Source organism: uncultured Nonlabens sp., assembly GCF_947495285.1.
Classification (GTDB): domain Bacteria; phylum Bacteroidota; class Bacteroidia; order Flavobacteriales; family Flavobacteriaceae; genus Nonlabens.
Genome location: NZ_CANLXZ010000024.1, coordinates 16,562 through 41,868, shown reverse-complemented (window position 1 = coordinate 41,868; position 25,307 = coordinate 16,562). Strand labels below are relative to the sequence as shown.

Genomic DNA, 25,307 nt, shown 5'->3' with positions numbered 1-25,307 from the left:
TATGAAATCATACGTATGATAACTAGAGGTAACGATACGTTTATAGTTAATATCATTACAAGATATACTTTTATGATTAAGAACCGTGATGAATGCACAGTAGGGTGATTATCTAGAACAAAGTAAACATAACGCAGTGCAGCAATGCCTAGCAGGGATTTACTATAGTTCTTCCATTCAGGAATTGCTTATATTATATGAAAATAAATAAAAACTAAATTATCAAAAAAATAAGGCTGCCTCTACGACAGCCTTATTGTTATTTAAATAATTTTCTTAATAACTCTCAACTTGTGAGTATGAATGTTTTGTTCAACATTAAAGATTCCGCTTTGATCTAAGCGATCTATTCTTACTTTTCCATGAGCGTGGATGATATAATTATCACTCATTATAATTCCTACATGAGTAATTTTACCTTCATTATTATCAAAAAAAGCAAGATCACCTGGTTCTGCTTCTTCTATAAAACTCAATACTTCACCTTGAGTAGCTTGCTGGCTAGCATCTCTCAACAAGTCAAAGCCACTTAGTCTATAGATTAATTGAGTAAAACCACTACAGTCTATACCTAGAGGAGTCCTGCCTCCCCATAAGTAAGGAGTATTGAGAAATAATAAAGCGTTATTGATAAGGTTAGAACTACCTGGTGTAACCGTGTTTATCTCGTTCTGAAAAGTATCCTTTAATAAAGATACAGAGCTTACTTGAGCGCCTATGGTTAGCGTGCTTAATGTTTTATCTTCATGAGTTAAATGAGAAATTAAATCCTTAGAATATAATTTTGAGTGCTTTACAAAATGTTGATATTGTTCAGATTCAATTTCTATAAACTGTTTGTTATCCATCCAGCCTTCATAATTATCATGAGCGAGTCTTATTTTAGACCATTTTTTCCTTCTTTCTAGCACCTTAAATAATTCTCCATAGAGAACTTGTGATACCATCTCGCTGGCATCACTAGTTTCTAACCTTAAAGGAGCGATAGAAATCGGGCATACACCGTATCTCATAGATTCTTAACTTAGGATTGTATCACGATTGCACTTGCACCGCCGCCGCCATTACAGATAGCTGCAGCACCTATCTTTCCTTTCTCCTGTCTTAAAACACTCATAAGTGTTGTGACTATTCTAGCGCCACTGCAGCCTAGAGGATGACCTAATGAGACTGCACCACCGTAAACGTTTACATTACTATCGTTAAGACCTAATATTTTCATGTTAGCTAGTCCTACTACGGCAAATGCTTCATTAAATTCAAAGTAATCTACAGCATCGATAGCTATACCTGCCTTTTTAAGTGCTTTAGGTAGTGCTTTGGCAGGTGCTGTAGTGAAATATTTAGGCTCTTGTGCGGCGTCAGCATAGCCTATTATAGTTGCTAGAGCCGTTATTCCTAATTCATTTGCTTTTTCTTCACTCATTAAGACTAGTGCTGCAGCGCCATCATTGATGGTAGATGCATTTGCAGCAGTGACAGTTCCATTTTTAGAAAATGCAGGTCTTAGTGCAGGGATTTTTTCCATTTTAACATTAGAAAACTCTTCATCTGTATCGACTATTACATCTTCACCTCTTCGTTGTGGAACAGATACTGGTACAACCTCGGCATTAAATTTACCAGATTCCCAGGCAGCTTTAGAACGCTCATAAGATTGTACGGCATATTTATCCTGATCTTCACGAGTAAAACTGTGGTCTGTAGCACAAAGGTCAGCACAAGTTCCCATAGCTTCTTCACTATAAGCGTCCACTAATCCGTCTTTTTGCATACCATCTACTAGAGTCGTAGGTCCAAATTTTTGACCATTTCTCATAGAAACATAATGTGGTATCATGCTCATGTTTTCCATACCTCCAGCAACTACGATATCGTTATCTCCTAAGGCAATAGATTGCGCCGCCATCATAATAGTTTTCATACCACTAGCACATACTTTGTTAACCGTAGAGGCCGGTGTTTCTATAGGTATACCAGCGCCTAGAGCGGCTTGCCTAGCTGGTGCCTGCCCAGTACCTGCCTGTACTACATTACCCATTAAAACCTCGTCTACTAGGCTGGGCTCTAAAGAAATTTTATCTAGTGCACCTTTAATAGCTACAGATCCCAATTTTGTGGCTGGAACTGATGATAATTTACCCATAAAACTTCCTATAGGAGTTCTTGCATAAGATACTATAACTACTTTTTTCATGTCTTCATTTTTATGAAGCAAAAATAATGAATTTAATAAGTAATTTAGGTCTAACTCGTCTATCAAACTCTTATTTGTATCACTATATTAATGGTTTATTAAAACTATAGTCGTTAATTTGTCTTCTTTGCCTCACATAATGAATAGATTGTACCATTACCAGAGTCTTGTTTATAAAATCATTTTACTATGTTTTTGTACTGCGCTCACTGTTTATGTTTTTCCTAATAACAATCGTTTTAAATATGATTTTAACCAGGGAGAACCATGGGATTATGAGACCTTATACGCTCCTTTTTCGTTCCCTATAGAAAAAGGAGAGCAAACTCTATTATTAGAGCAACAAGCTGTTTCTGCTAAAACACCACGTTATTTTAAAGTAGATAAAGATATAAAGGATAAGGTGTATAAAAACTGGTTTACAAAATATAAATCAATTACCGATTCTTTGAGTAATCAAGAGTTTAAACTTATTGTAAATGATGTACAATCTATTTTAAATACATTATATAAAGTAGGTTACCTTGAAGTTCCATTAGATCTAGATAATAATCAGTCCATAGTCTTAACTGCCGATGATGAGGTAGCTTCTTCCATTTATGATAATATTTATTTACCAAACGAATTAAGCGATTTAATAAGTAAAAAAAACATTTTAACCGATAATCCAAAAGTAAATAAAACAGTTTTAATCTCGAGTTTACTTAGTTCTCTTGAGCCTAACGTTTTTTATGATAAAGAATTAACAGACCTTGCCATAAAAGAAGAGTTAAGTAAGATATTAACCACTAGAGGACTGGTTTCTCAAGGTGCTCGTATTATCGCTCAGGGCGAAATAGTAGAAGGACAAAAACTACTTATATTAAACACTTTAAATAATACTTATAAGTCACAAACCTGGACAGACTCGCAATATAACTGGAAATTAACCGGTTATATTATACTAGTAGGTATGGCATATGCGATGCTACTATTGTTTTTATGGAGGTATCGCAAAGAAATTTTTTCTAATTTCAGGAAGTTGTTCTTTATATTTTTTAATATAGGTTTAATTATTGTACTTACAGCGACAGTAGTAAATATTAATGTAGAATACATATATATAGTTCCTGTATGTATTCTTCCCCTAGTTCTCAAAGCTTTTTTTGACGCAAGACTAGGCCTGTTTACTCATGTAGTAACTATTTTTATATTAAGTTTTATAGTTCCTAATAGCGATGAGTATCTTTTTTTTCAAATGATGTCAGGTATAGTAACCATCCTTTCAGGTAATGAAATATATAAAAGAGCAAATCTATTTCTAACCGTGGCACAAATAATAGGAGTATATTTTATATCCTATTTTGCTTTTTATGCAATTAATCAAGGTGGAGTAGTAGGGTGGGAATGGGGCCGTCTAGGCTACTTTGTACTATGTGGTCTAGCTATGTTATTTGTGTGGCCACTTATTTACATATTTGAGAAGATATTTGGACTGGTTAGCGATGTTTCTTTATTAGAGCTTAGTGATACTAATTCAAAACTGCTTAAAGAATTATCTAATAAAGCCCCAGGAACTTTTTACCATTCTTTAAATGTGGCAAATATTGCAGAAACCATAGCAAATGAAATAGGTGCTAACGCTATGCTAGTAAGAGTAGGAGCTCTTTATCATGATATCGGTAAAATGAAGAATCCAACTTACTTTACTGAAAATCAAGGAAGCGGTATCAATCCACACCATGATATAGATCCAGAAGATAGTGCTAGAATTATTATAGATCACACAATAAACGGTATAGAAATCGCTCGCAAATATAATTTGCCAGATAGAATTATTGATTTTATTAGAACCCACCATGGAGATAGTCTAGTATATTATTTCTATACCAAAGCAAAAGAAGATAACCCTGATGTTGATAAAGATAATTTTAGGTATCCAGGACCTAGACCTTTTAGCCTAGAAACAGCGATACTCATGATTTCAGATAGTGTAGAGGCAGCTTCAAAAAGTTTAAAGAATCCTACATCTATTAAAATAGATCAATTAGTAGATAAAATCATAGAAGGACAAGTGGATAGTGGACAGTTCTTAAATGCAAATATTACTTTTAAACAAATTGAGTTGATTAAAGTATTGATTAAGAAAAAGTTAGCCAGTATTTATCACGTGAGAATTGAATATCCAGAATAAAATTTGAAAAAAAAGTCTTTTTTATTTGTGAGAAACAGAAAGTAGTCTTAAATTTGCAACCGCTAACGGAAACGAAAGCGAGTTCTTAAACATATTAGGAGAGGTGCCAGAGTGGTAATGGAGCAGATTGCTAATCTGTCGACGGGCAACCGTCGCCAGGGTTCGAGTCCCTGTCTCTCCGCAAAATTAACCTCTTTAATGTTAGAATTTAAATAGTAACATAATAGGTTAGTACATCAGAACCGATACTGATATAAATAAAAATCGGGGTGTAGCGTAGCCCGGTCATCGCGCCTCGTTTGGGACGAGGAGGTCGCAGGTTCGAATCCTGCCACCCCGACTTACAAGCCTTATCACAATATGTGGTAGGGCTTTTTTTATGCAGTAAAACTTCTCGCACCTACTATAAAACCTAGAGTTTTCTTATTTCTACTTAAAATTCAAAACCGAATAAATTTAATAATTAAAGTATAAACCTATCTTTAAAAGGTGTGCTTTTAGGTGTGCAACTTTTTTTCTCAGGTGTGCATGTTTTAAAATAACAAAATAATGGAAATCAATAAATTAAATGTGTTGTTTCTTCTACTTAAAGCTAGAATTAACAAAAAAGGGAAGTGTGCAATAAAATGTAGATTAACCTATAATGATAAACGTAAAGAATTTGCGACTGGGTTATTTATTAACCCAAACTATTGGAATAGTAAGAAACAGAAAGCTTTTCCGCCTACTGAAGAACATGAGATTTTAAATTCTCAAATAAGCCTTATTAGTCAGAAGATTAATAAGGCTTTTTTTATGCTCCAAGTTCAAGATATTGAATTTGATGTAGTAGATATACTTTATGCATATCAAGGAAAAAATATCAAGAAAAATAGAACTTTTTTAGAAACAGTTTCACTCCATAACTCTAGAATGGAAAAGCTAGTTGGTAAAAGCTATGCACCTAGATATTATGAGAAGTGGTTAGGTACCGAAACACTACTGAAAGACTTTGTAAAATTTACTTATAAGAAAACAGATGTGTTGCTGTCAACCTTAACTATGAAGTTTCTGGAAGATCTAGATTATTATTTAAAATCAGAAAAAGATCATAAGCAGATTACAGTTAACAAATGCATTCAGAGAGTTAGAAAAGTGATTGCATTAGGTATTTCTGAGGGATATCTGAACAAAGACCCTTTCTTAGCTTATAAACCCAAGAGGTACAGTAAACAAGTAGTGTTTTTAACTTCTAAAGAACTTGAAACTCTAGAGAAAAAGGTATTTGTTCAGAAGAAATTAAAGCAAGTAAGAGATATGTTCATATTCTGTTGTTATACAGGTTTAGCATATGCTGAAATGTCCGCTTTAACACGTAAGAATATTGTTGAAGGCTTTGATGGTAGTGACTGGATTAAAATGAAACGGAAGAAAACCGACTCAGCACTGTCTATACCATTGCTGCCTAGAGCTAAAAATATTCTTGAAATTTACAAGAATGATAGTGAAAAAGGATTGTTACCAGTAATATCTAATCAAAAGTTTAATTCTTATTTGAAAGAAATAGCTGGGGTTTGTGGGATTGAAAAGAGACTTACTCATCATATCGCTAGAAAGACGTTTGCAACTACTGTACTACTCTATAATGATGTGCCTATGGAGATTGTAAGTGAATTACTCGGACATTCCAATATGTCAGTTACACAAGCTCATTACGGTAAGGTGGTACAAAAGAGTATTAGTGAGCAAATGAAAGTATTATCAGAGAAGTTGAAATAAAATTCTTGAACTTTATTCATAACAGCTATTTAGCTATTTATATGTGTTTTTATTACAGTGTGTAAGCACTCATAATATAGTATCAATTTTTTTAATTTTTTTTTCAAAAATTTTCTGAGAAAACCACTGATTTTGATAACCAACGATCACCCCACCCTTTTTTGAGTAAGGGGAATGATCCCCCATTAATCTTATAAATTTAAAACTATGGTTACGATCACAGATTACAAAACAATTGAAAACGAAATTGGAGAATCTTTCAATGTACTTGTTGTACAAGGAGGTTTGCAAACTGTAAAAAGTAAAGTTACAGGGAGAAATTATTTCACAGCCAAAACAGCAAATGTCTCTTGTACGTTTGATGAAGCAACTTGTAAAGGTCTAATAGGGCAGCAAATTGATGGACAAGTTAAAAAGGTGGAGGTTGATCCGTATGAATACACCGTTCCTTCAACAGGTGAAATTATAACACTATCTCACAGCTACAGGTATATAGATGAAACGCAAGAGATAGTAGAATCTCAAGTTATTCCTACTACTGTAGTGCAATAAAAAATTAAACCAATTAATAAACCTAAAAGCTCCATATCGTTTGGAGCTTTTTTTAAAACTTTAAATATGAAATTAATAAAAGCTGAAAGGCATCAAGTTAAATTACGATTAGGATTATCTGGACCATCTGGTTTTGGTAAAACGATGTCAGCATTATTACTAGCGTATGGAATAACGGACGATTGGAATAAAATTGCAGTTATAGATACCGAAAACAATAGTGCTAGTCTATACTCTCATTTAGGTTCTTATAACGTCCTTACTCTTAGTGAACCATATTCTCCAGAACGATATGTAGAAGCTATCCAAGCCTGTGAGAATGCTAATGTTGAGGTTATTATTATAGATTCAATCACTCACGAATGGCAAGGAGCTGGAGGTTGTTTAAATATACATGAAAAGCTAGGTGGCAGATTTCAGGACTGGAGCAAGGTTTCTCCTAGACATCAGAAGTTTATTGATAAAATTTTAAACTCAACAGCTCATGTGATAACTACAGTTAGGCGTAAAATAGATTATTCTTTAGATGTAGGATCAAATGGTAGAACTAAAGTCAACAAGCACGGTACTAAAGAGATCACGAGGGAAGGTTTTGAGTATGAGCTAACGGTGAACTTTGAACTGTTAAATGACAAACATCTAGTTTCTGCTTCTAAAGATAGAACTGGATTGTTCATGGATAAGCCTGAATTTGTAATCAACTCGGCTACAGGTAAAAAGCTAAAGCAATGGTGTAATGCTAGCAAATCACTTGATGAGATTAAAGTTGAGGTCACTAATTGTACCACAGAAGATGAACTTCTTGCGGTCTATCATAAATATGGAAACTACCGTAAAGAGTTGATTGAAGTCTTAGCAGAAAAAAAAGCTGAGATTAAAGGAGTCAATCAAAATATCATTAATCAAGAAGAAGTAATTAAACCTTAAAAAAATATTATGAGTAATATAATAGAATACAACAACGATCCTTTAGAAATGGTAGTTGAGAACCCAGTAGAACAAAATGATAAGTTTATTGTAGCAAATACGGAAGTGGTTTCTCTAAAACATCTCAAAGAGGATTGTATTGTGCCCGTTTTTACCAAAGATAACGAGACAACGATTAGTCACTATCAGTTTATTGATGAGGTTCAAAAATCATTGGAAAATCTTATGGGTAATCTAACGATTTCAGAGCCTAAAATTAGAGTTAGTCATGTCATAAAAGGAAGAACACCAAGTGCTATTAGAAAGCCTGTAAAAGAACTTTTGGAAAGTGAAAAGACTAGGTATTATGAACGTCTTGCATTTTCAATAGATATTCCTGAGTTCAATAATGAAATAGCTGGTTCAAAATTGAATTTAAGTATAGGTGGAGTTAGAGCTTACAATCAAGAAAACCTTTATAGCACAAAGTCTATGGAAAAATTTAAACTCTTTATTGGGTTTAAAAACGCCGTGTGTACAAACCTTTGTATAAGTACGGATGGCTTACTAAGTGCTGTAAGAGTTTCTAGTATTGAAGAATTAGGAAGTAAAGCAACAGAGTTGATTCAAAGCTATGAAGCAGAAGAGCATTTCAACGAACTAAAATCCTTGACCAATTTTACAATTAACGAAAACCAGTTCACATTCTTGATTGGTAAACTAAGGATGCTACCTTATCTAGATAAAAAACAAAACCCTGAAATTTTTATTACATCAATATCAGATAGTCAGGCATCTAACATGATCAAAGATTTCCATTTAGATAATAACTTTAAAAGGGATTTAAACGGAGATATTTCCCTTTGGAACTTGTATAACATTTTGACAGAAGCCAATAAATCATCTTATATAGATAAAAATTTTGAGCGTAACGTTAATTGCTTTGAGTTCGTAAAACATCTAGAAAACGCACTTAAAAATGATTTACCATGTTGGTACCTCAATTAATGTCATAGCGCTCTCTTCATTTCATGGATGAAAAAATACTTGCCGTTATCTTAAAATATTCTACTCCTAATTCACTTCTTATAGTTGATCATAATAAGAAATTGAAAGAAAAAGTATGTCCATTTAAGGTAAGAGTATTAAGGAGATTGGAAAATTTCAATAAAGACGATATCGTAGTAGTAACCTCTGTTAGAGTTACTAGAGAATTAATCACTGTCTTCATTATATCTGGTAAAGCATATTATTACTACCATTTTGATATAATTTGAAAACAGTTTTAGCAGTTATGCTGTATTTTGATGCAAACTTTTGAGCCGGTTTCTGCTTTAACAATAAAACCTCTGAAAACGTGTAGCTATTCATGAAATTACACCCTCTAAATCAACTGAAATTTGGTTGATTTATGGTGTAATTATTACAGATTTTGAAATAATATTCAAAATATAGTCAGTTATACTTGCATATGTCAATTATTTTTTGTATACTACAGTTAGTATTAACATGAGTTAGTACTTTGAATTAACCCTTTAAATATAAATTATGGGTTACTCTTTTAACAATATAAATCCAACAAGTCTTTGTTGTGATACTTCTTTAACGTGCAATTCTAAAGTTTTGCAAAACTCGTTTTACTGAATTCAGTATTTGATTATTTTTTTTTTCCTTTTAATTTATTATGGGAAACTATCCTGTGTAAAAAAATACACAGAGTATTTATTGTATCATTATTTGATGCACAAAAAAAAAGAATTTAATGAATAATTTAAATCAATTACAATTTAATCAATTTAAATCTAATAATAACATTCCTATCAATAATGTTACTGGAAGAGATGGAAATTATATAAGTCTTGAAAGCCCTGATTTTAATACGGATTGAAGAGATATAGTACTATCTCACGATATTGGAAATGATGACACTTTACCGACATTTTTTCATCAAGCGGATATTTTGCAATTACCTAAAGGAATTAAAAGGCATATAGATAGACTACCAAAAAAGATTCTAAAAAAAATTGATAAAAACGTCAGCTTAGCAAAAGAAAAATGTTTGATTTTGTCATCAGCTCTTACTCATACAGTGTTTTATGAAAATGAGCTTGAGCAATGGAAAAGTTTATCCTCAGAGGTAATGCATAAACAATTTAAAAAAGGTAAAGACAATACTTATGTTTATAAACGTATCATTGATGCGTTAACCTATAATACTAAAACAACTTCACCAGTCTTGGAATGTTTTAAAAATAGATTAGGTAAAGATAGTTATCTAAAGAATTACTACTCTAAACTTTACAGATATCATATTTCTAAGAGGAATAAAAAATTAGTTCAATACAAATTGCAGTTTGAGGAAAATATTCAAAAACGAAGAATTTTTTTCTCAGAACAGCTAAGTATCGCTACAGGAAATGTTATTTGTAAAAACTTAATTCATGTATATTCAAAAATCTCGTTACCAACTGTAGTGGAAATTGAATCACAAGGAAAAGCTTTAGAAAAACAGAAATACCGTAACAAAAAAGGTAAACTTCTAACTCGTTTGAAGGGTAAATCAAAAGAATATTATGCAAATCATGAAGAACGATCTTTTGTTGAGGATAATATTAAGCAATTTAATTATTTAACTAAGTTAGGTTTTATCATCCCAAAAATTGGTGATTCAAAATCAGGTGGTAGAGTTGTTGATAGCTTTAATTTAATGCCGTCATGAATAAGACAAATGATAACCATTGAAGGAGAACCTATAGTTGAATTAGATTTCAAAGCACTTCACCCTAATATTGCAAAGAATATTTACGGTGGAACAAATGCACATATTAGCCATGATGACATTGCTAATGACTTAGATATTCCAAGAGATAAGGTAAAAACAGAGCATTTATCTTTTTTTAATAAAACACCGTATCTAATGAAAATGAGTCCTTTGTATAACTATTATACCAAATGAGAGCCTGTAATGCTTAAAAATATTATCAAGGATAAAAACCAATACGATTATAAAGTGACATCTAGAGTACTTTTCAAAAAAGAGGTTGAAATCATGACTCAAATTATTAAACAGCTTAATAGTTTAAATATTTATGTTCTTTATGTCTATGATGCACTGTATTGCAAAAAATCCGATGAATCTGTGGTAACAGAGATAATGAACAGGACAATCAAAAATTTAGGAGTTAATACCTATGTTGGTTAATTAGACATAAAATGATAAATAATTTAATGATGAGAAATGAAAAATATATAATCTATAAAGCGATAAACACCATAGAGGAAAGAATTTATATTGGTGCTACTACCAAAAGTTTAAATTCAAGAAAACATGACCACCTAACAAAAGCTGCTAATGCCGTAAACAGTGAATTATATGAGGATATTAGAACTTATGGCTCTGATTCCTTTGTATGAAAAGAAATAGACCAAGCAGAAACGATGAATGAGCTAGCTAGTAAAGAAAGCTTCTGAATAAATTACTATGACTCTATGAATAACGGTTACAATGGTGATAGAGGTGGAGGATTTAAAAAATCTATTTACCAATATGAACTAGAGACTAGAAAACTCATAGCAGAATATGAAGATTTAGAAAGTGCAGCTAGAGTATGTAAGGCAGATAGAAAAGCATTATCAAAAACTGCTTTTAGCATTAATAATATTTGTAATGGATATCTATGAAGCTATCATAAGCATGATGTGTTACCTGTTCAACGTGATAAGCGTATCAAGCAAGTACAGCAGCTAGATCTGGAAGATAATATGGTAGGTGCCTTTAAGTCTATAGCAGAAGCAAGCAGAGCTACAGGGATCAATAAAACCTGTATAGCTAAAGTATGTAGAGGAGAACGAAAAACCTCAAACGGTTACGTATGAAAATACGTTTAAGCTAAATTAGAAACCCTATTGCAATATGTAATAGGGTTTTTTAATGAAATATAGTTTCAAGCATTCTACTTACCCTACCTACCTACTTTTAAATTTATCTATAGAATAAACCTCTTATTGTAGGATTATATCTTTACAATAAGTACTTTTAAACTCTCCCCTGAAGTATCAATCAAAACTAAATCAATTCATGCCCACACTCAACTGGATAGGAAAAGAAAAGGTAGTGAACCATCATCAAGATGTACCTTATAAAATATTAGAAAAGCAATATACTTATACTGATGGAAAAGAATCCAGCACTGGCAGCAGTGATAATAAAATCATTCATGGAGATAATCTAGAAGCTCTTAAAAGTCTATTACCAGAGTATGAGGGCAAAATAGATTGTATTTATATAGATCCACCATACAATACAGGTAATGAAGGCTGGGTATATAATGATAATGTTAGCCATCCACGTTTAAAAAAATGGCTAGGAAAAGTAGTTGGAAAGGAAAGCGAGGATTTATCTAGACACGATAAATGGTTATGTATGATGTTTCCAAGGTTGAAGCTTCTTAACAAATTATTATCTCAATCTGGCGCCATTTTTATTTCGATTGATGATAATGAACAAGCTAATTTAAGACTGATTTGCGATGAGATTTTTGGAGTCAACAACCTACTCGCTAACATGATTTGGGAAAAAAGTGATAGCCCAAAAATGGATTCAAAATATTTTGCAAATAAACATGATCATGTTATATGTTATGCAAAATCTAAATCAAAGGTTAACCTTAATAGATTAAAGCCAGATCCCTCAGAAATTAAACATTATAATAAGGTTGATGATAAAGGAAAAAAGTATTATTTGAAACCTTTGAGAGCTATGGGTGGACAAGGCGAAACTAGAGAAGCAAGACCAAACTTGTACTATGCTTTAACCGATCCCGATGGAAATGAAGTGTTTCCTAAATTAAAAGACGGGAGAGATGGAGCTTGGAGATGGTCTTCAAAGAAAGTAGAAGATGAATTTAGCAGAATAGAATGGACGAGTTCTAAAAATGGATGGAATCCTAATTATAAAATATTCCTTACTAAAAAAGCTTACAGACCACCTGAAACACTCTTAAGACATGAAAAAGTAGGAAGTAATAGAACTTCCAAAAATGAGATAAATGAAATTCTAAAAGGTACTAACTCTTTTGAAACCCCAAAACCAACGTCATTAATAGAATATTTGATATCTGTTGTTTGTAAAAAGAACTCTATCATTCTAGACAGCTTTGCGGGCTCAGGAACAACTGCTCACGCAGTTCTTAATCTGAATAAAGAAGATGGTGGGAATCGTAAATTCATTCTTGTAGAAATGGAAGATTATGCACAAGACATCACAGCAGAACGTGTAAAAAGAGTCATAGATGGTTATGGTAAGGGGAAAAAAGCTGTAGATGGAACTGGTGGTGATTTCAATTACTATGAATTAGGTAAACCATTATTTAATGATGACAATTTGCTTAATGAAGATGTTGAACTATCTAAAATTCTAGAATACGTCTGGTATTCAGAAACTAAAACATCTTACAAAGTTACGGACGAAGAGTTTTTATTAGGTACAAAGGAAGATGTAGCTTATTATTTCTATTATACTAAGAACTCTGTAACCACGCTAGACATGGACTTCTTAAGACAAATTAAAACCAAAGCAAGTAGTTATATCATCTATGCAGATAATTGCTTGCTAGATAAAGATATCATGGATAAGTACCACATCATTTTTAAAAAGATACCTAGAGATATTTCAAGATTTTAAGCTTTATGAAAAAATTAAAAAAATGGCTTTTTACAGCTCAAGGGGAAAAGGCTAAGGTTGCCAAATGTATTTTTTTTGGTAGTGTAGCGGCATTAATCACATTATTATCCACTGGTCAAACTGTGTTTTACAAAACAGAAAAGAGTGTTTACACCGAGATTTTTTGGATTGGACATTCTCATTTGAGTGATAGTTATTCAAGAAATTATGCAATGAAATTAAATTATGACGAATTCCTTGTTATTCTAATTTTTATAATTATTTCCACACTTTCTTACTCTATTATTAAAAAAAATTAAATAAAAGTGGAATTAAAACCATACCAACATAAAGTAATTAAGGATCTAGAATCGTTTCTAGAGTACATAAGAGATAAAGAACAGCCTAGTGCAGCTTTTAATAGCTACTGGGAAGATAAAGTAGGTCCTTATACTCCACAAATAGATGGCTCGTTTACAGGAATGAGACCTTATAAAGATAATATTCCTGGTGCTACACATATTGCTATTAAAGTACCTACAGCTGGTGGTAAGACCTTTATAGCCTGTAATGCATTGCACAGTATCAATAAGCACTTTAATCAAGGTAATCCAAAAGCGGTAATCTGGTTAGTGCCTTGGTCTAATCTATTACAGCAAACCTATAATAGCCTATCAAATCCATCGCATCCCTATCGTGATAAACTCAATACTTTGTTTAATGGTAGAGTTGAGGTATATGATAAAGAGAGTTTACTGCAAGGAGCAAACTTTAATCCTTCTTCAGTGACCGAGCAGCTTAATATTTTTGTATTTAACTTCAGCAGTCTTAGGATAAACAGCCGTAAGAAAGATGATAGAAAAGTATATCAAGAAAATGGAGCCTATGAAAGCTTTCGCGAAAGCGTAATAGATAAAAACCTCGTGCTACCAGAAACTGATGAAACCGCTCTAATTAACGTTATACGCAGTCTGAATCCAGTAGTCATAGTGGATGAAAGTCACAATGCAGAAAGTGATCTAAGTGTTGAAATGTTGAACAACCTTAATCCTTCTCTAGTCTTAGACCTTACTGCAACACCTAAGTCTAATAGTAATATTATAAGCTTTGTAAATGCTATAGAGCTTAAGAAAGAAAATATGGTAAAACTACCAGTGGTAGTATATAACCATAACCGTAAAGAAGAAGTAATAAGCAGTGCACTACATTTACAACGCAAGCTAGAACTGCATGCACAGGAAGAAGAGCAAATTACTGGCAAGTACATAAGACCTATTATCTTATTTCAAGCACAAAGTAATATTAAAGGGAAGAACAATACCACCTTTCAAAAGATTAAAGATAATCTAGTAAAACTCAAGATACCAGAAGAGCAAATCCGCATAAAAGTAAGTGGAATTGATGAGCTTAAAGGAGAAGACCTAAGTTCTAAGAACTGTCCTGTTAGGTACATTATTACTGTTAATGCCTTAAAAGAAGGCTGGGATTGTCCTAATGCCTATATCTTAGCTTCTCTAGCCGATAAATCTAGTCCAGTTGAGGTTGAGCAAATTTTAGGTAGAGTTTTAAGACAACCCTATGTTACAAAGCATCAAAATCCATTATTAAACCTATCATTTGTACTTACCGCTTCTAGTAAATTCAATGAAACACTAGAGAACATAGTTGAAGGACTGCAAGAGTCTGGTTTCTCACGTGATGATTACTATGCAGAGGAAGCTCCAGAAGAAGAGTTAACTGATAACGAAGTATTACAAAAAGATTTATTTGGTGGAGAAAAACCAAAAGATAATGAGCCAGTAAGTGATGATGATTTTTCTGTACAGGATATAGACTTTAATCCAGAAGATCAAGTGACTTTGGAAGATGTCACAGATCATCAACCTAGTATTGTAACAGATATTACAGATATAGCAGTCCAAAAAGGAAAAGCATTTGAAGAGGTAGTAAATAATACTAAGGTAGATGATAACACAGCATTAATGACACAAGTCATGGGAAAAAAGCCTGCAATCTATAAAATTATAGATAAATATAGAGATCAATGGTTAGCTCTTCAACTACCACAATTCTACTTGAAACAAGAGCACGATGCTGAGGTTCAAAATATACTATTTGAAGAAGCTGCTAGTTATGAAGTGCTATTACAAAAAGAACGGTTACTATCAGGATTTAATCTATCTGCACAAGACGCTAATGTGAAATTTGAAGACATTGCAGCAGACATTAGGACAATTGACTTTAATGAAGAAAAGAAAGCCGTAGAAGTGGCTAAAATGCGTTCTAGGACTAAGAGTATTTTACTAGAAAACATACTAGCAAAACCTAAAGAATCACAAATTAAAGATGTTACCTATCATGTAGTTTCTAAACTAGGAGATATGTATCCTATTCCAGAACAAGATTTACAATCTTACGTTTCTAGAATATTCAGCTCATTAGAAAAACAACAGATTCAAGATATCATTACAAATGATTTTAATTACGTTAGAAGTATTAAAAATCATATCAAATCATTGACCAGTACGTATTCCAGAGAACAGTTTAAGCATGGACTTGCTACTAAAAGCATTTTCACTAAAACACAATTCAGCTTGCCAGAGCAAATAACACCTATTAGAACAAGTACGTCAATTGCAAAGTCTTTGTATGAGAGAGAAGGACACATGAATAACTATGAGCAAGATATGATTACAGATATTGCAGCTCTAGATAATATTCTGTTTTGGCATCGTAATCTAGATAGAGGAAAAGGATTCTACTTAAATGGATTTAGCTCTAATCACTATCCTGATTTTATCGTTTACACGAAAACGAATAACGTCATCCTCATAGAAACCAAAGGAGATGATAGAGATAATGATGATAGCCGTGATAAGAACCGACTAGGTAAAGCATGGGATAAAGCAGCTGGAGATCAATTCAGCTACTTCATGGTATTCCAGACCAAAGAGGTGGAAGATTGCTATACAGCTAAAAGTATAATTGAGGTGGTTAAGAATTTGTAAAAGTATTTTCATTCACAACAAAAAAACTATTTTTCAAAAAAAAGATATGGAGTTTCTAAAAGATAATATTGAAGTTATTGTAGGCGGTATTGTTGCCCTTGCTGCCATTGGTGTGGTAATAAAAGTAAAAAGTAAAAACAACAATCGAGTAAAGCAAAAAAATATTGATACCTATGGTGGAGATGTTGTAGGGCGTGATAAAAATAAAGATTAATGCTTGGAAGTACTACACAAAAAGATATTGATAGTGGTGGTGGAGATGTTGTAGGGCGTGATAAAATTATCAATAAAAGAATAGGAAAAGTTAAAATTAGTCAACTTAGAAAACTTTTTCAAACTTTAGTTGAAGAAAGGGATAATGAGATAAAGATATCAAAGATAAGCGAGGAGTTGAACGACTACTTAACTGAAAGGGATGTTATTGGGCTACCATCTAAATTGAAAGAAGCAGGATGTTCAGACAACTATCTAAACGATGCAGAGTTCATAAAACACAAGTTTGCAAAGAAACTATATCATTTTCAAGAATATCCATCGGCTCAAAAAATTTACGTTTTAATTATGGCTCATGTGATTGAATTATTTAGAGCTAAAATCTTGCCTAATATTGATGACTATACTGATCTTGCAAAAGTAGATAATAAGCTGTTTGAAGAGGTTATTGTTCCCATAGTGGACGCATTGCATTCCGAAACTTCTGAAGATGAAGTTTTGTACATCAATCATGAAGAGATAAGAGGTATGATATACTTTTTAACAGGACGCTGTCATTTAAGATGGGTATTATGATAACATACAATTCTACTTTTGACTTAAACCATACAATATTTAGATTCGTGATGATTCTAAATAAAATTGAAAGTGATCAAATTGACTTTGAACGTTTAAGAATATTAGATTTTTACTTAGCTCATCCTTTTGAAATAAGTAATTTTCGATTTGGGACTTTAGACTTTGATAGACAAATGAAATCTCTTTTTCCAAGAAAAATAAATCCTTATCAAAATCTTAGAAACCCTAAAAAACTATTTATTAGAATGAATCCCTATCAACAAATTGCTATTAAACGCTTAGCAAGTTATGGTCTGATAGAGATTGATTTCACGAATAAAGGATCCGTTACTGTCAAAGATAAGAACTCGCTTTCCACCATTATTCAAAATATGGAAATCAACTTATCTGTAAGTGAACAAAATGCACTCAACGTAGCATGCACTTATTTTTTCTTTATGAGTTATTATGGAAATAATGGACTTAAATCAAGGAGCGGACTTATTGAATTTAAATACGATGCACAACAATCTTAAAATAAATAGATTAAGAATAATTACTAATAATGGTAAGGTTTCTTATGATGAAAAATTTCAGTCTGGGATAAATATAATAAGAGGTGATAATAGTAGTGGTAAATCTACCATCTCCCATTTTATATTTTACGTTTTAGGTGGTTCCATGACTAATTGGGTAGATGAGGCACTAAAATGCGATTATGTGATTGCAGAAGTGAATGTAAACGGCTCTATGATGACTATCAAAAGATACGTGAATAAAGCGCCTGGACAACCTATGTATATAACATTTAACACGCTTGAATTTATTCTTGATGCTACATCAGAAGAAATAGAATGGGTTAAGTATCCATACAATACTACTACTAACAAAAAGAGCTTTTCTAATTTGTTCTTTGAATTATTAGATATTCCAATAGTTTATGGAGATGCAAATATTACGATGCATCAACTACTAAGATTACTTTATGTGGATCAAGATTCACCTACAAATTCTTTATTCCTATTTGAACCATTTGATTCTTCGTTGACTCGTCAAACAATTGCTGAACTTCTATTAGGCGTATATCAAACAGAATTATATGATTCTAGGATCAATAAAAGAACAAACTCTAAAAAACTTGAAGAATTAGAGAATCAAACTAAAGCACTTAAAAGTCTAGTTGACAATCCATTTCATTTGGATAGAAATTATATTGAAGTTGAAATAGAAAACTTAGTTACTAAAACAAATGAATTAAATATTCTTATTCAAGAATTAAAAGATAACAAGAAAAGGGTTATCTACGGTAAAAAACAAAATCTTGAATTTCAAGTCATAAATAAGGAGGTCATTAAAGAGAGACGAGTCTTAGACTACTTAGATTCACAAATAGCTGAATTGGAATATGAAATAAATGATACCAAGTTTTTTATTGAAATGTTACAGAATAAGAAAGATTCTATCGAAAACTCATTGAAAACAAAAGAAGCATTTCAAGATGTAACAATAGAATATTGTCCTGAGTGTCTAAGTGGAATTACACCTAGTGATCCAGGAACATGTAGCTTGTGTAAAAACACTTTAGATAATAATGAGCATAATTTAATGCTAGGAAAGATGCTACAAGAAATTAGTTTTCAAATCATAGAGTCTGATAAAATTAAGAAAAGACATGAAGAACAATTGATTGACTTAATAGCAAAAAAATCCAAACAACTAGAAATAGTTAGAAGTCACCAAATTGAATTGAATAACTCTGTTAAAGATGTAAAATCATTTAGAGAAGAAAAAATAGACTCTTTGTTAGTAGAAAAAGGGCAAATAGAAGGTCAACACATGCAATTTGCTACTTTGCTTGAGCAAGCAGATAAATATCAAGCTAAACTTAAAGAAATTGAAAAGCTAAAAACAGAAATAGCCACAGACAGTTCTATTATTGAACATTTTGAAAAAATTCAAAAGGAAACTCTTAAAAAAACTTCTGAAGAGGTCGAGAAATTTGCATTAGATATGCTGCACTCCGATTTGAATAGAGAGGAAGGCTTTAGGTTAGCATCTAATTTAAGAATAGATTATTCGAGCAATTCAATCTATGTTAATGATAAAAAACAACGTTTCTCAGCAAGTAGTAATTTCTATCTTAAAACAGTTGTTCGTTACGCAATCTTTTTTGCAAGCTTAGAAATTGAAAACATGAGATATCCAAGGTTTATTCTTTGTGACAACATGGAGGATAACGGTATTGAAGATGGACGAGCAAAAAACTTTCAAAATCTTATTATTCAAACAGCTTCAAATTATGATAAAGAAAATTATCAATTAATTTATACCACATCGTTTATACCGGATGAACTAAATAGCCCAGAGTATTGTATAGGTGAATTTTACTCTAAAGAAGGAGGTAATAAATCTTTAAAACATGTATAGCATGATAAGAAATGAATACTTTATTTAATATATGTTTGATAATAAAACGATAGAGTATTTAGGGTATTACGTTTATGCGTTAATACATCCTAACACTAATTCACCATTTTATATAGGGAAAGGAACGGGAAATAGAGTCTTTGATCATAAATCTAATGCTTTAAGAACAGAAGAGATATACCGTAATTATTATTTAGATTTAATGTCAAAATAAATAAGTTATGGATTATGTCAGGGGTTTTATTTCTTTTATTGGTGGGATATTTCTAGCGATTGGTATCGTAACATTATGTGAGCCTATTCTTCCAAAGGATGGAGTTGCTCCACTTTTTATAGGACTAGTTATATTCATTGGCTCAATTGGTTTAGTTTTTTTGATAGTAGATGGATTATTTGGAAACGATGACAAAATCCCACCGACGAAACAATCCCCAAATGATATTCCAGATGATGAAATAGAGGTTGTAATCTCAAAGCCAACCACTAAAACTGCAAAAGCAAGAAAAAGAGAAAATGAAAATAATTTAAATAAGATAAATGAAACCAAAGAGCACAAGAGAGTAGGTTATAATGTCTCAATAGACTCCTATGAAGATGGCTATCCAAAGATATTGGTTCCTGAACACCTCTGTATAGTTAGAACACATAAGTTTATTAGAGATAAGAAGAAAATTAAACGTCGTGGATATACAGAAGAAAAGTTTCAAAATTTACTGAGAGAAGAACTACCTACAAAGGTTAAGATCTACGGTAATTTAAGTATTGCAACCTCAAACAAAACCTTTCCTTATGAACCAGATATAGCATTAATTGTTAAATCCTGGAGAAATATTAGAATAGATATTGAGATTGATGAGCCCTACAATGGTTATACTAGAGAATTAACTCATGTAGGTAAAAATGACACAAGAAGAGATGATTATTTTAATAGACGCGGCTGGGTTGTATTAAGATTTACAGAAAAGCAAATTCATAAGTTTCCACAAACATGCATTGATTTAATAAAAGAAATTTTAGCAAATCTGGATAATTACAACTTTAAATACACAGACTATGATATTGTTGATTTGAAGAAATCTATATTTGAAGAGATATGGAATGGAGCAAAGGCTAGCGAGTGGGAAATAAATAAATATAGAGAATCGTATTTAAATCATGAATTTGGCATTGCTAATTCTGATCCAATCAAACAACTTCAAAATTTAACTATTCAAGAACATTCTGAGGAATCACTAGTAGATAAGGAGTCTGACGCTAAAATAGTTGTAAGTCATGGTTTTGAAGTGGAGGAAATAGATTTCTCCTTTCTAGATACAATGGAAGAAATAGATTTTTTAGAGGATGATATAGTTACTGATCCTCATGAGCCAATTTTAGAATCAGATATAGCTACAACAGTAGATTCAGATACTGTTATAGTTACAATGGAGCCACCTGATTTAACCCTTCTACTAGATACAACGGATGATATATTCTCTGATCTTAATGATCCACTTTTAGAATCAGATCCTGCCACACCAGTAGATACTACTCTTATTATTAACACGCCAGAAAAATCACTAGATTCTAATAATTATAAATTGGAATATTTAATTTCAATCGCAATAGAAAAGGGATGTGCTGTTCAAATGACATACACTAACTATAGTTTAATTTCTAGTGACAGGAAGGTAAGTGACTTAGCGTATACAAAAGAATTTATAATAGATGGATATGAGTATAAGGAACATTTTAGTGGTTATTGTTCGTTAAGAAAAGAGGAAAGGTCTTTTAAAATTTCTAGAATAGATTATTTAAAAATTTTAGATGCTAATACTTGAGGTGGCAACATCACTTAATGATAACCCTAAATACAAACCCCCATTTTAAGACTATCGGCTTTGGTTTTATCCAAAATGATTTCTTTACATTTTGAGCTCTCAAATATTTATCTAAATCAGTTGAATAATTATCAAACCCACCAATCCTTTTATCAAATGTAGTCGGAGGCTTTGGTAGAAATTCTGGTAAAACATTTTTTTTGGTAATACTACTTAGTCTTTCTAGGAGAATGGGTAAATTCTTGTTAGTAATATTATGAAACTCCTCTACAAGTAACTCCTGTATTTCCATAAGCAGTTCTATTTCAGAAAAAGAGGTCTTGAAAATAGAATAGTCGTTATCAGTATATCTATAGACTCCATCTTTAACAATAATAGGAGCGTTAAAGCCTAGAATATCACTTCTAAGAATCCTAATATCATTTCTGATAGTTCTTTCAGACACACCGCTTTTGTTCCCTGTAGAATCATATAAAGCCTCCGAGCATTGCTTAATCAAATAGTCAACATCAACTAGTACAGCAGTGTTTCTTAAACACAAGTCTATAGTTTTATATCTAATTAAAGCATTGAGATTTACTGGCATATTTAATTGAGAATTGCAAATAGACTGCAATTATATTACTTCTATTTGTAGTAACAATATAAATAAAAAATAGGACTATAAATTAAACTAGTTTCAGATGAGGGAAACCGTAAAATATATAAACAATAAAGATTTTCCTTTGTAAGGAAACTAAATACACTAAAAAAAATGAGTAAAGAAAAGAGTCCAATTGCTGCTATAATCTGTTTCATCATCGGGATGAATTTATTTATAGGAATTCTATGTGGTATAGTTTCATACTTTACAGACGGTAGCTTTTTGAAAGGTTTTCTAGATGAATCGGTTTGGATTATTTATGTCATTGTCGGTCTATTAATCTTAACAATTCTATTGGTTCTATTTGGACATGGAAAAAGTAAGTATTAGACTTTTTAACATATATAAAACATCTTAGCCAATCAAATTTTTAAAAACTTAAACAATATGGACACATTAAAAATCATCTTATCATTTATTATGGGGACGATTTTAGCAGTATTAATAATGAACCTAATAGAAGACATTGTTCCAAATGAAGGTATAGCTCAACTTTTTTTAGCATTAGCAATTTTTGGAGTCTCAATATTTTTAGTGATTACCATAGTTGATAGTCTATTTAAGGACTCTAAAAAGAAAAATGATGAGCAAAAGGAAAAGCCAGTAGATCAAAGCCAATTAAAAAATAAAGATGATTTAAAAAGTCTTTGCGTTACGGATTATAACTTAGTAACAAGTGTTTTTTATGAATTCTGTTTTGATTCATATTATTCAAACGTTATTTTAGATAGTCAAGAGATATCTTATCATTTAAGACAAATAATGAATGAGTATAATACTCAAAAAGATGCTGTTAGTCTTATCCTGTTTAGTAGAAAGGCAAAATCAAAAGGTATTATAATTAAAGTTAACGATAGTGTCCATCAACAGCATAACTCTTTTAAGTTTACCCTTAAAGCTGAACGTATTACACTGAATAATCCAAACAATTATCTAGAGGTATTGTCCAATGATTTTGGAGAATCTACTGAAGATAATTTACCAATGTCAGTAGCTACGAGATACATAATTCATTTTGAAAACGATCAACCTGTGTTTATTTATGTAGTAGTTAAAACTTTTTTGCTAAACAGTTTTACTTTAAGAAAGGTAAACGCAAACGGATCAAGCTCAAATATGGGACGACTACAAAATGATGATTTACAAACAATCACAAAATTTTTAAACAATAAATTAAATAAATCAAAATGAAACACTTAAACAACATTTTATTCATTGCACTAGCAACATTAATACAGTCTTGCTCTTCAAGTGATGATGAGCCATCTAGTGTAGTAGAACCTACTATAAATAGAAAAAGTATTGAATCAATTATTGCCAGTTCTGGTAATGATGACCTTTATATTTTGAGGGAAGACGATAGGATCGTGAAATACTATAGTCAAAATACTACCATTTATCATCATCTTAAATATAATTCAGATTTAAAGGTGGAAGGAATGAATACTGATGGCACAGGAAATGCCAGCTTACCTTTTACAGGGTTTAATTATGATTATCTGACAGGTGTTACTACCCCATTAGAAGCTCAGTTTAATTATACTGGTGCTTTTCTTACATCTATTACTGGAAATTACCAATCAGCAGGAATAATTTTCACGTACAATGCAGATGATACCATAAATTCCGTTGAGCTAGGTTCATTTCTATTTACATTTATATATGATGGTACTTCTGATAATCCAGTTGCTTACACAAGGAGAAACTTATTTAATGCATCTGATGTAGTAAGATGGGAATTAACATTTGATGATAAGGTTAACCCTTTATATAAAGACTGGATAAATGATTCTTTCTTGTTTTCATTTTTTGACATTGGAAGTTTCCCAAGAGAAAACTTCTGTTTTTTCAAAAACAATGTAGTTAGAAGAGAAAATATTGCTAGTAATGAAGCTGTTATAATTACTTATGAATATGATAATGATGATCATCCAACATCATATAGAATTGTTAGACCAGGATTAGAAACCAGATCAGGTAGTATAAACTATTAAACGTCTGTGAAAGGTGCTCTTTTAGGCTGTTTAAAGGTTTGCAAAGAGGTTAAGTTATTGATATTTAGATCAATAATAAAGCAGGTTCGAATCCTGCCACCCCGACAAAAAGCCTTACTACTTTGTGTAGTGAGGCTTTTTTTATGACATAAACTGCCGCCATACTGCTCACAAATTTTTATTTCTCTTAGCTTATTTTTTTAATTATAGGAAACGATTTCAAGTGTGTTAGATGAGGTAAGAATCTATTTTATCATCTTTTCATACCTTTATTACAGCCCGCAGTTGTTGGTCAAAATTTCTTTTTATACATATGAAATCCCAGTATAAAGTCTTTACATTTCTTGTAAACAGATCTTAGTTTTCTATTCAGCTGTTATTATATAGCTTATTCCACATAGTTATTATTTTTAAATTAAATCTATGAGGAGACAGCAATTTTTTTAGACTCGCAATTAAAAAAATATCTCTTTTTCTATTTTACTAGCGGTCATTAAAAATCTACCATTCATAAAAGTTTGTTCTTATAATAATAAATATTTGCTAGCTAGTATAAAATGAGCTTTAACAACTATAGGATAACGAATCCCAGTATAAAGTCTTTACATTTCTTGTAAACAGATCTTAGTTTTCTATTCAACTGTTATCATATGGCTTATTCCACATAGTTATTATTTTTAAATTAAATCTATGAGGAGCCAGCAATTTTTTTAGACTCGCAATTAAAAAATATCTCTTTTTCTAATTTACTAGCGGTCATTAAAAATCTACCATTCATAAAGTTTGTTCTTATAATAATAAATATTTGCTAGCCAGTATAAAATGAGCTTTAACGACTATAGGATAACGAATCTCAGTATAAAGTCTTTACATTTCTTGTAAACAGATCTTAGTTTTCTATTCAGCTGTTATTATATGGCTTATTCCACATAGTTATTATTTTTAAATTAAATCTATGAGGAGCCAGCAATTTTTTTAGACTCGCAATTAAAAAATATATCTTTTTCTAATTTACTAGCGGTCATTAAAAATCTACCATTCATAAAAGTTTGTTCTTATAATAATAAATATTTGCTAGCTAGTATAAAATGAGCTTTAACAACTATAAGATAGCGCTGTAGACGTCGTTAATGGATACCTAGGTAAATTGTATTTCTACATCGTTAACAGCGCTGGCATCATTGTAATCGCTGTATGATGTAGTTTCAGTAGCTTATAGTGTTGTATTGCACACGATTTGTGCCTGTGTAAATACACGTACTGATTCAGTTATAAACGTGCCGTCGCTTTAAAGTCATTATAATTTAAAGATGTCTAGTTAGATAATCAACTAGTAGTGTGTTGATTAAAATAACTTTAAGATATCTTGTTTTTAAAATCAATAGAATAGATGGCC

22 protein-coding genes and 2 tRNA genes are annotated in these 25,307 nt (G+C 31.6%); 21 read left to right on the top strand and 3 right to left on the bottom strand.

What is annotated here, in order from left to right; all coding sequences use genetic code 11:
• Nucleotides 1-263: 263 nt before the first annotated feature.
• Entirely contained in the window at nucleotides 264-1,013 is a 750-nt protein-coding gene (locus Q0838_RS10630) for a C40 family peptidase (protein ID WP_298954637.1), read from the bottom strand.
• Nucleotides 1,014-1,024: 11 nt separating this feature from the next.
• Nucleotides 1,025-2,197, bottom strand: a complete 1,173-nt coding sequence (locus Q0838_RS10625; RefSeq protein WP_298954634.1) for an acetyl-CoA C-acyltransferase — start codon at nucleotides 2,195-2,197, stop codon at nucleotides 1,025-1,027.
• 139 nt (nucleotides 2,198-2,336) lie between these two features.
• Between Q0838_RS10625 and Q0838_RS10620 the strand changes: the two genes are divergently transcribed.
• From Q0838_RS10620 to Q0838_RS10535, 19 genes are all read left to right on the top strand, one after another.
• Complete coding sequence (locus tag Q0838_RS10620; protein ID WP_298954630.1) at nucleotides 2,337-4,370, top strand: HDIG domain-containing metalloprotein; 2,034 nt, start codon at nucleotides 2,337-2,339, stop codon at nucleotides 4,368-4,370.
• A 97-nt stretch (nucleotides 4,371-4,467) separates the two neighbouring features.
• Nucleotides 4,468-4,551, top strand: a tRNA-Ser gene (locus Q0838_RS10615).
• An 84-nt stretch (nucleotides 4,552-4,635) separates the two neighbouring features.
• Nucleotides 4,636-4,710 (top strand) — tRNA-Pro (locus Q0838_RS10610).
• A 209-nt stretch (nucleotides 4,711-4,919) separates the two neighbouring features.
• The gene (locus tag Q0838_RS10605) at nucleotides 4,920-6,128 is read left to right on the top strand and encodes a site-specific integrase (protein WP_298954627.1); all 1,209 of its coding nucleotides are present in this window, start codon (nucleotides 4,920-4,922) and stop codon (nucleotides 6,126-6,128) included.
• A 207-nt stretch (nucleotides 6,129-6,335) separates the two neighbouring features.
• On the top strand, nucleotides 6,336-6,680 hold the full coding sequence (locus tag Q0838_RS10600; RefSeq protein ID WP_298954625.1) for a hypothetical protein: 345 nt from the start codon (nucleotides 6,336-6,338) through the stop codon (nucleotides 6,678-6,680).
• Between the two features lie 66 nt (nucleotides 6,681-6,746).
• Complete coding sequence (locus Q0838_RS10595; RefSeq protein ID WP_298954622.1) at nucleotides 6,747-7,607, top strand: AAA family ATPase; 861 nt, start codon at nucleotides 6,747-6,749, stop codon at nucleotides 7,605-7,607.
• Nucleotides 7,608-7,616: 9 nt separating this feature from the next.
• Nucleotides 7,617-8,594, top strand: a complete 978-nt coding sequence (locus Q0838_RS10590) for a DUF3871 family protein (protein WP_298954619.1) — start codon at nucleotides 7,617-7,619, stop codon at nucleotides 8,592-8,594.
• Between the two features lie 952 nt (nucleotides 8,595-9,546).
• Nucleotides 9,547-10,305: a hypothetical protein gene (locus Q0838_RS10585; RefSeq protein ID WP_298954616.1), complete on the top strand. Its 759-nt coding sequence runs from the start codon at nucleotides 9,547-9,549 to the stop codon at nucleotides 10,303-10,305.
• 9 nt (nucleotides 10,306-10,314) lie between these two features.
• Nucleotides 10,315-10,542, top strand: coding sequence for a hypothetical protein (locus tag Q0838_RS10580; RefSeq protein ID WP_298954615.1), 228 nt, complete (start codon nucleotides 10,315-10,317; stop codon nucleotides 10,540-10,542).
• Nucleotides 10,543-11,075: 533 nt separating this feature from the next.
• Nucleotides 11,076-11,267: a hypothetical protein gene (locus Q0838_RS10575; RefSeq protein WP_298954610.1), complete on the top strand. Its 192-nt coding sequence runs from the start codon at nucleotides 11,076-11,078 to the stop codon at nucleotides 11,265-11,267.
• Nucleotides 11,268-11,285: 18 nt separating this feature from the next.
• Nucleotides 11,286-11,462, top strand: a complete 177-nt coding sequence (locus tag Q0838_RS14395) for an NUMOD1 domain-containing DNA-binding protein (protein ID WP_366942037.1) — start codon at nucleotides 11,286-11,288, stop codon at nucleotides 11,460-11,462.
• 202 nt (nucleotides 11,463-11,664) lie between these two features.
• Entirely contained in the window at nucleotides 11,665-13,269 is a 1,605-nt protein-coding gene (locus Q0838_RS10570; RefSeq protein WP_298954607.1) for a site-specific DNA-methyltransferase, read from the top strand.
• A 5-nt stretch (nucleotides 13,270-13,274) separates the two neighbouring features.
• Nucleotides 13,275-13,568, top strand: a complete 294-nt coding sequence (locus Q0838_RS10565) for a hypothetical protein (RefSeq protein ID WP_298954605.1) — start codon at nucleotides 13,275-13,277, stop codon at nucleotides 13,566-13,568.
• 6 nt (nucleotides 13,569-13,574) lie between these two features.
• Nucleotides 13,575-16,256 carry a DEAD/DEAH box helicase family protein gene (locus tag Q0838_RS10560; RefSeq protein ID WP_298954603.1) on the top strand — a complete coding sequence of 894 codons (2,682 nt, stop codon included), beginning with the start codon at nucleotides 13,575-13,577 and terminating at the stop codon, nucleotides 16,254-16,256.
• 46 nt (nucleotides 16,257-16,302) lie between these two features.
• A complete protein-coding gene (locus Q0838_RS10555; protein WP_298954601.1) occupies nucleotides 16,303-16,470 on the top strand; it encodes a hypothetical protein in 168 nt (55 codons plus the stop codon).
• The gene (locus Q0838_RS10550) at nucleotides 16,470-17,045 is read left to right on the top strand and encodes an ABC-three component system protein (RefSeq protein WP_298954599.1); all 576 of its coding nucleotides are present in this window, start codon (nucleotides 16,470-16,472) and stop codon (nucleotides 17,043-17,045) included. Before Q0838_RS10555 ends, Q0838_RS10550 begins: the two co-directional genes overlap by 1 nt.
• A gap of 50 nt (nucleotides 17,046-17,095) precedes the next feature.
• Nucleotides 17,096-17,563: an ABC-three component system middle component 5 gene (locus tag Q0838_RS10545; protein WP_298954597.1), complete on the top strand. Its 468-nt coding sequence runs from the start codon at nucleotides 17,096-17,098 to the stop codon at nucleotides 17,561-17,563.
• On the top strand, nucleotides 17,505-19,454 hold the full coding sequence (locus tag Q0838_RS10540; RefSeq protein WP_298954595.1) for an AAA family ATPase: 1,950 nt from the start codon (nucleotides 17,505-17,507) through the stop codon (nucleotides 19,452-19,454). The genes Q0838_RS10545 and Q0838_RS10540 overlap by 59 nt, the downstream gene beginning before the upstream one ends.
• A 221-nt stretch (nucleotides 19,455-19,675) precedes the next feature.
• Complete coding sequence (locus Q0838_RS10535; RefSeq protein WP_298954592.1) at nucleotides 19,676-21,274, top strand: hypothetical protein; 1,599 nt, start codon at nucleotides 19,676-19,678, stop codon at nucleotides 21,272-21,274.
• A gap of 10 nt (nucleotides 21,275-21,284) precedes the next feature.
• Here the strand turns inward: Q0838_RS10535 and Q0838_RS10530 are convergent, their stop codons facing one another.
• A complete protein-coding gene (locus Q0838_RS10530) occupies nucleotides 21,285-21,860 on the bottom strand; it encodes a hypothetical protein (RefSeq protein WP_298954589.1) in 576 nt (191 codons plus the stop codon).
• Between the two features lie 444 nt (nucleotides 21,861-22,304).
• On the opposite strand from Q0838_RS10530, the gene Q0838_RS10525 reads away from it, so the two are divergent.
• Both Q0838_RS10525 and Q0838_RS10520 read left to right on the top strand, forming a co-directional pair.
• The gene (locus tag Q0838_RS10525) at nucleotides 22,305-23,108 is read left to right on the top strand and encodes a hypothetical protein (protein ID WP_298954587.1); all 804 of its coding nucleotides are present in this window, start codon (nucleotides 22,305-22,307) and stop codon (nucleotides 23,106-23,108) included.
• Nucleotides 23,105-23,911 carry a hypothetical protein gene (locus Q0838_RS10520; protein ID WP_298954585.1) on the top strand — a complete coding sequence of 269 codons (807 nt, stop codon included), beginning with the start codon at nucleotides 23,105-23,107 and terminating at the stop codon, nucleotides 23,909-23,911. Before Q0838_RS10525 ends, Q0838_RS10520 begins: the two co-directional genes overlap by 4 nt.
• Nucleotides 23,912-25,307 lie beyond the last annotated feature (1,396 nt).

Bases quoted from the DNA above. Each gene is read 5' to 3' on its own strand.
- Q0838_RS10525 (WP_298954587.1), top strand. From the start codon at position 22,305: ATGGACACATTAAAAATCATCTTATCATTTATTATGGGGACGATTTTA.
- Q0838_RS10535 (WP_298954592.1), top strand. From the start codon at position 19,676: ATGGATTATGTCAGGGGTTTTATTTCTTTTATTGGTGGGATATTTCTA.
- Q0838_RS10530 (WP_298954589.1), bottom strand. From the start codon at position 21,860: ATGCCAGTAAATCTCAATGCTTTAATTAGATATAAAACTATAGACTTG.
- Q0838_RS10520 (WP_298954585.1), top strand. From the start codon at position 23,105: ATGAAACACTTAAACAACATTTTATTCATTGCACTAGCAACATTAATA.
- Q0838_RS10555 (WP_298954601.1), top strand. From the start codon at position 16,303: ATGGAGTTTCTAAAAGATAATATTGAAGTTATTGTAGGCGGTATTGTT.
- Q0838_RS10600 (WP_298954625.1), top strand. From the start codon at position 6,336: ATGGTTACGATCACAGATTACAAAACAATTGAAAACGAAATTGGAGAA.
- Q0838_RS10620 (WP_298954630.1), top strand. From the start codon at position 2,337: ATGAATAGATTGTACCATTACCAGAGTCTTGTTTATAAAATCATTTTA.
- Q0838_RS10540 (WP_298954595.1), top strand. From the start codon at position 17,505: ATGGACTTAAATCAAGGAGCGGACTTATTGAATTTAAATACGATGCAC.
- Q0838_RS10595 (WP_298954622.1), top strand. From the start codon at position 6,747: ATGAAATTAATAAAAGCTGAAAGGCATCAAGTTAAATTACGATTAGGA.
- Q0838_RS10575 (WP_298954610.1), top strand. From the start codon at position 11,076: ATGAATAACGGTTACAATGGTGATAGAGGTGGAGGATTTAAAAAATCT.
- Q0838_RS10590 (WP_298954619.1), top strand. From the start codon at position 7,617: ATGAGTAATATAATAGAATACAACAACGATCCTTTAGAAATGGTAGTT.
- Q0838_RS10580 (WP_298954615.1), top strand. From the start codon at position 10,315: ATGATAACCATTGAAGGAGAACCTATAGTTGAATTAGATTTCAAAGCA.
- Q0838_RS10605 (WP_298954627.1), top strand. From the start codon at position 4,920: ATGGAAATCAATAAATTAAATGTGTTGTTTCTTCTACTTAAAGCTAGA.
- Q0838_RS10565 (WP_298954605.1), top strand. From the start codon at position 13,275: ATGAAAAAATTAAAAAAATGGCTTTTTACAGCTCAAGGGGAAAAGGCT.
- Q0838_RS10625 (WP_298954634.1), bottom strand. From the start codon at position 2,197: ATGAAAAAAGTAGTTATAGTATCTTATGCAAGAACTCCTATAGGAAGT.
- Q0838_RS10570 (WP_298954607.1), top strand. From the start codon at position 11,665: ATGCCCACACTCAACTGGATAGGAAAAGAAAAGGTAGTGAACCATCAT.
- Q0838_RS10545 (WP_298954597.1), top strand. From the start codon at position 17,096: ATGATTCTAAATAAAATTGAAAGTGATCAAATTGACTTTGAACGTTTA.
- Q0838_RS10630 (WP_298954637.1), bottom strand. From the start codon at position 1,013: ATGAGATACGGTGTATGCCCGATTTCTATCGCTCCTTTAAGGTTAGAA.
- Q0838_RS10550 (WP_298954599.1), top strand. From the start codon at position 16,470: ATGCTTGGAAGTACTACACAAAAAGATATTGATAGTGGTGGTGGAGAT.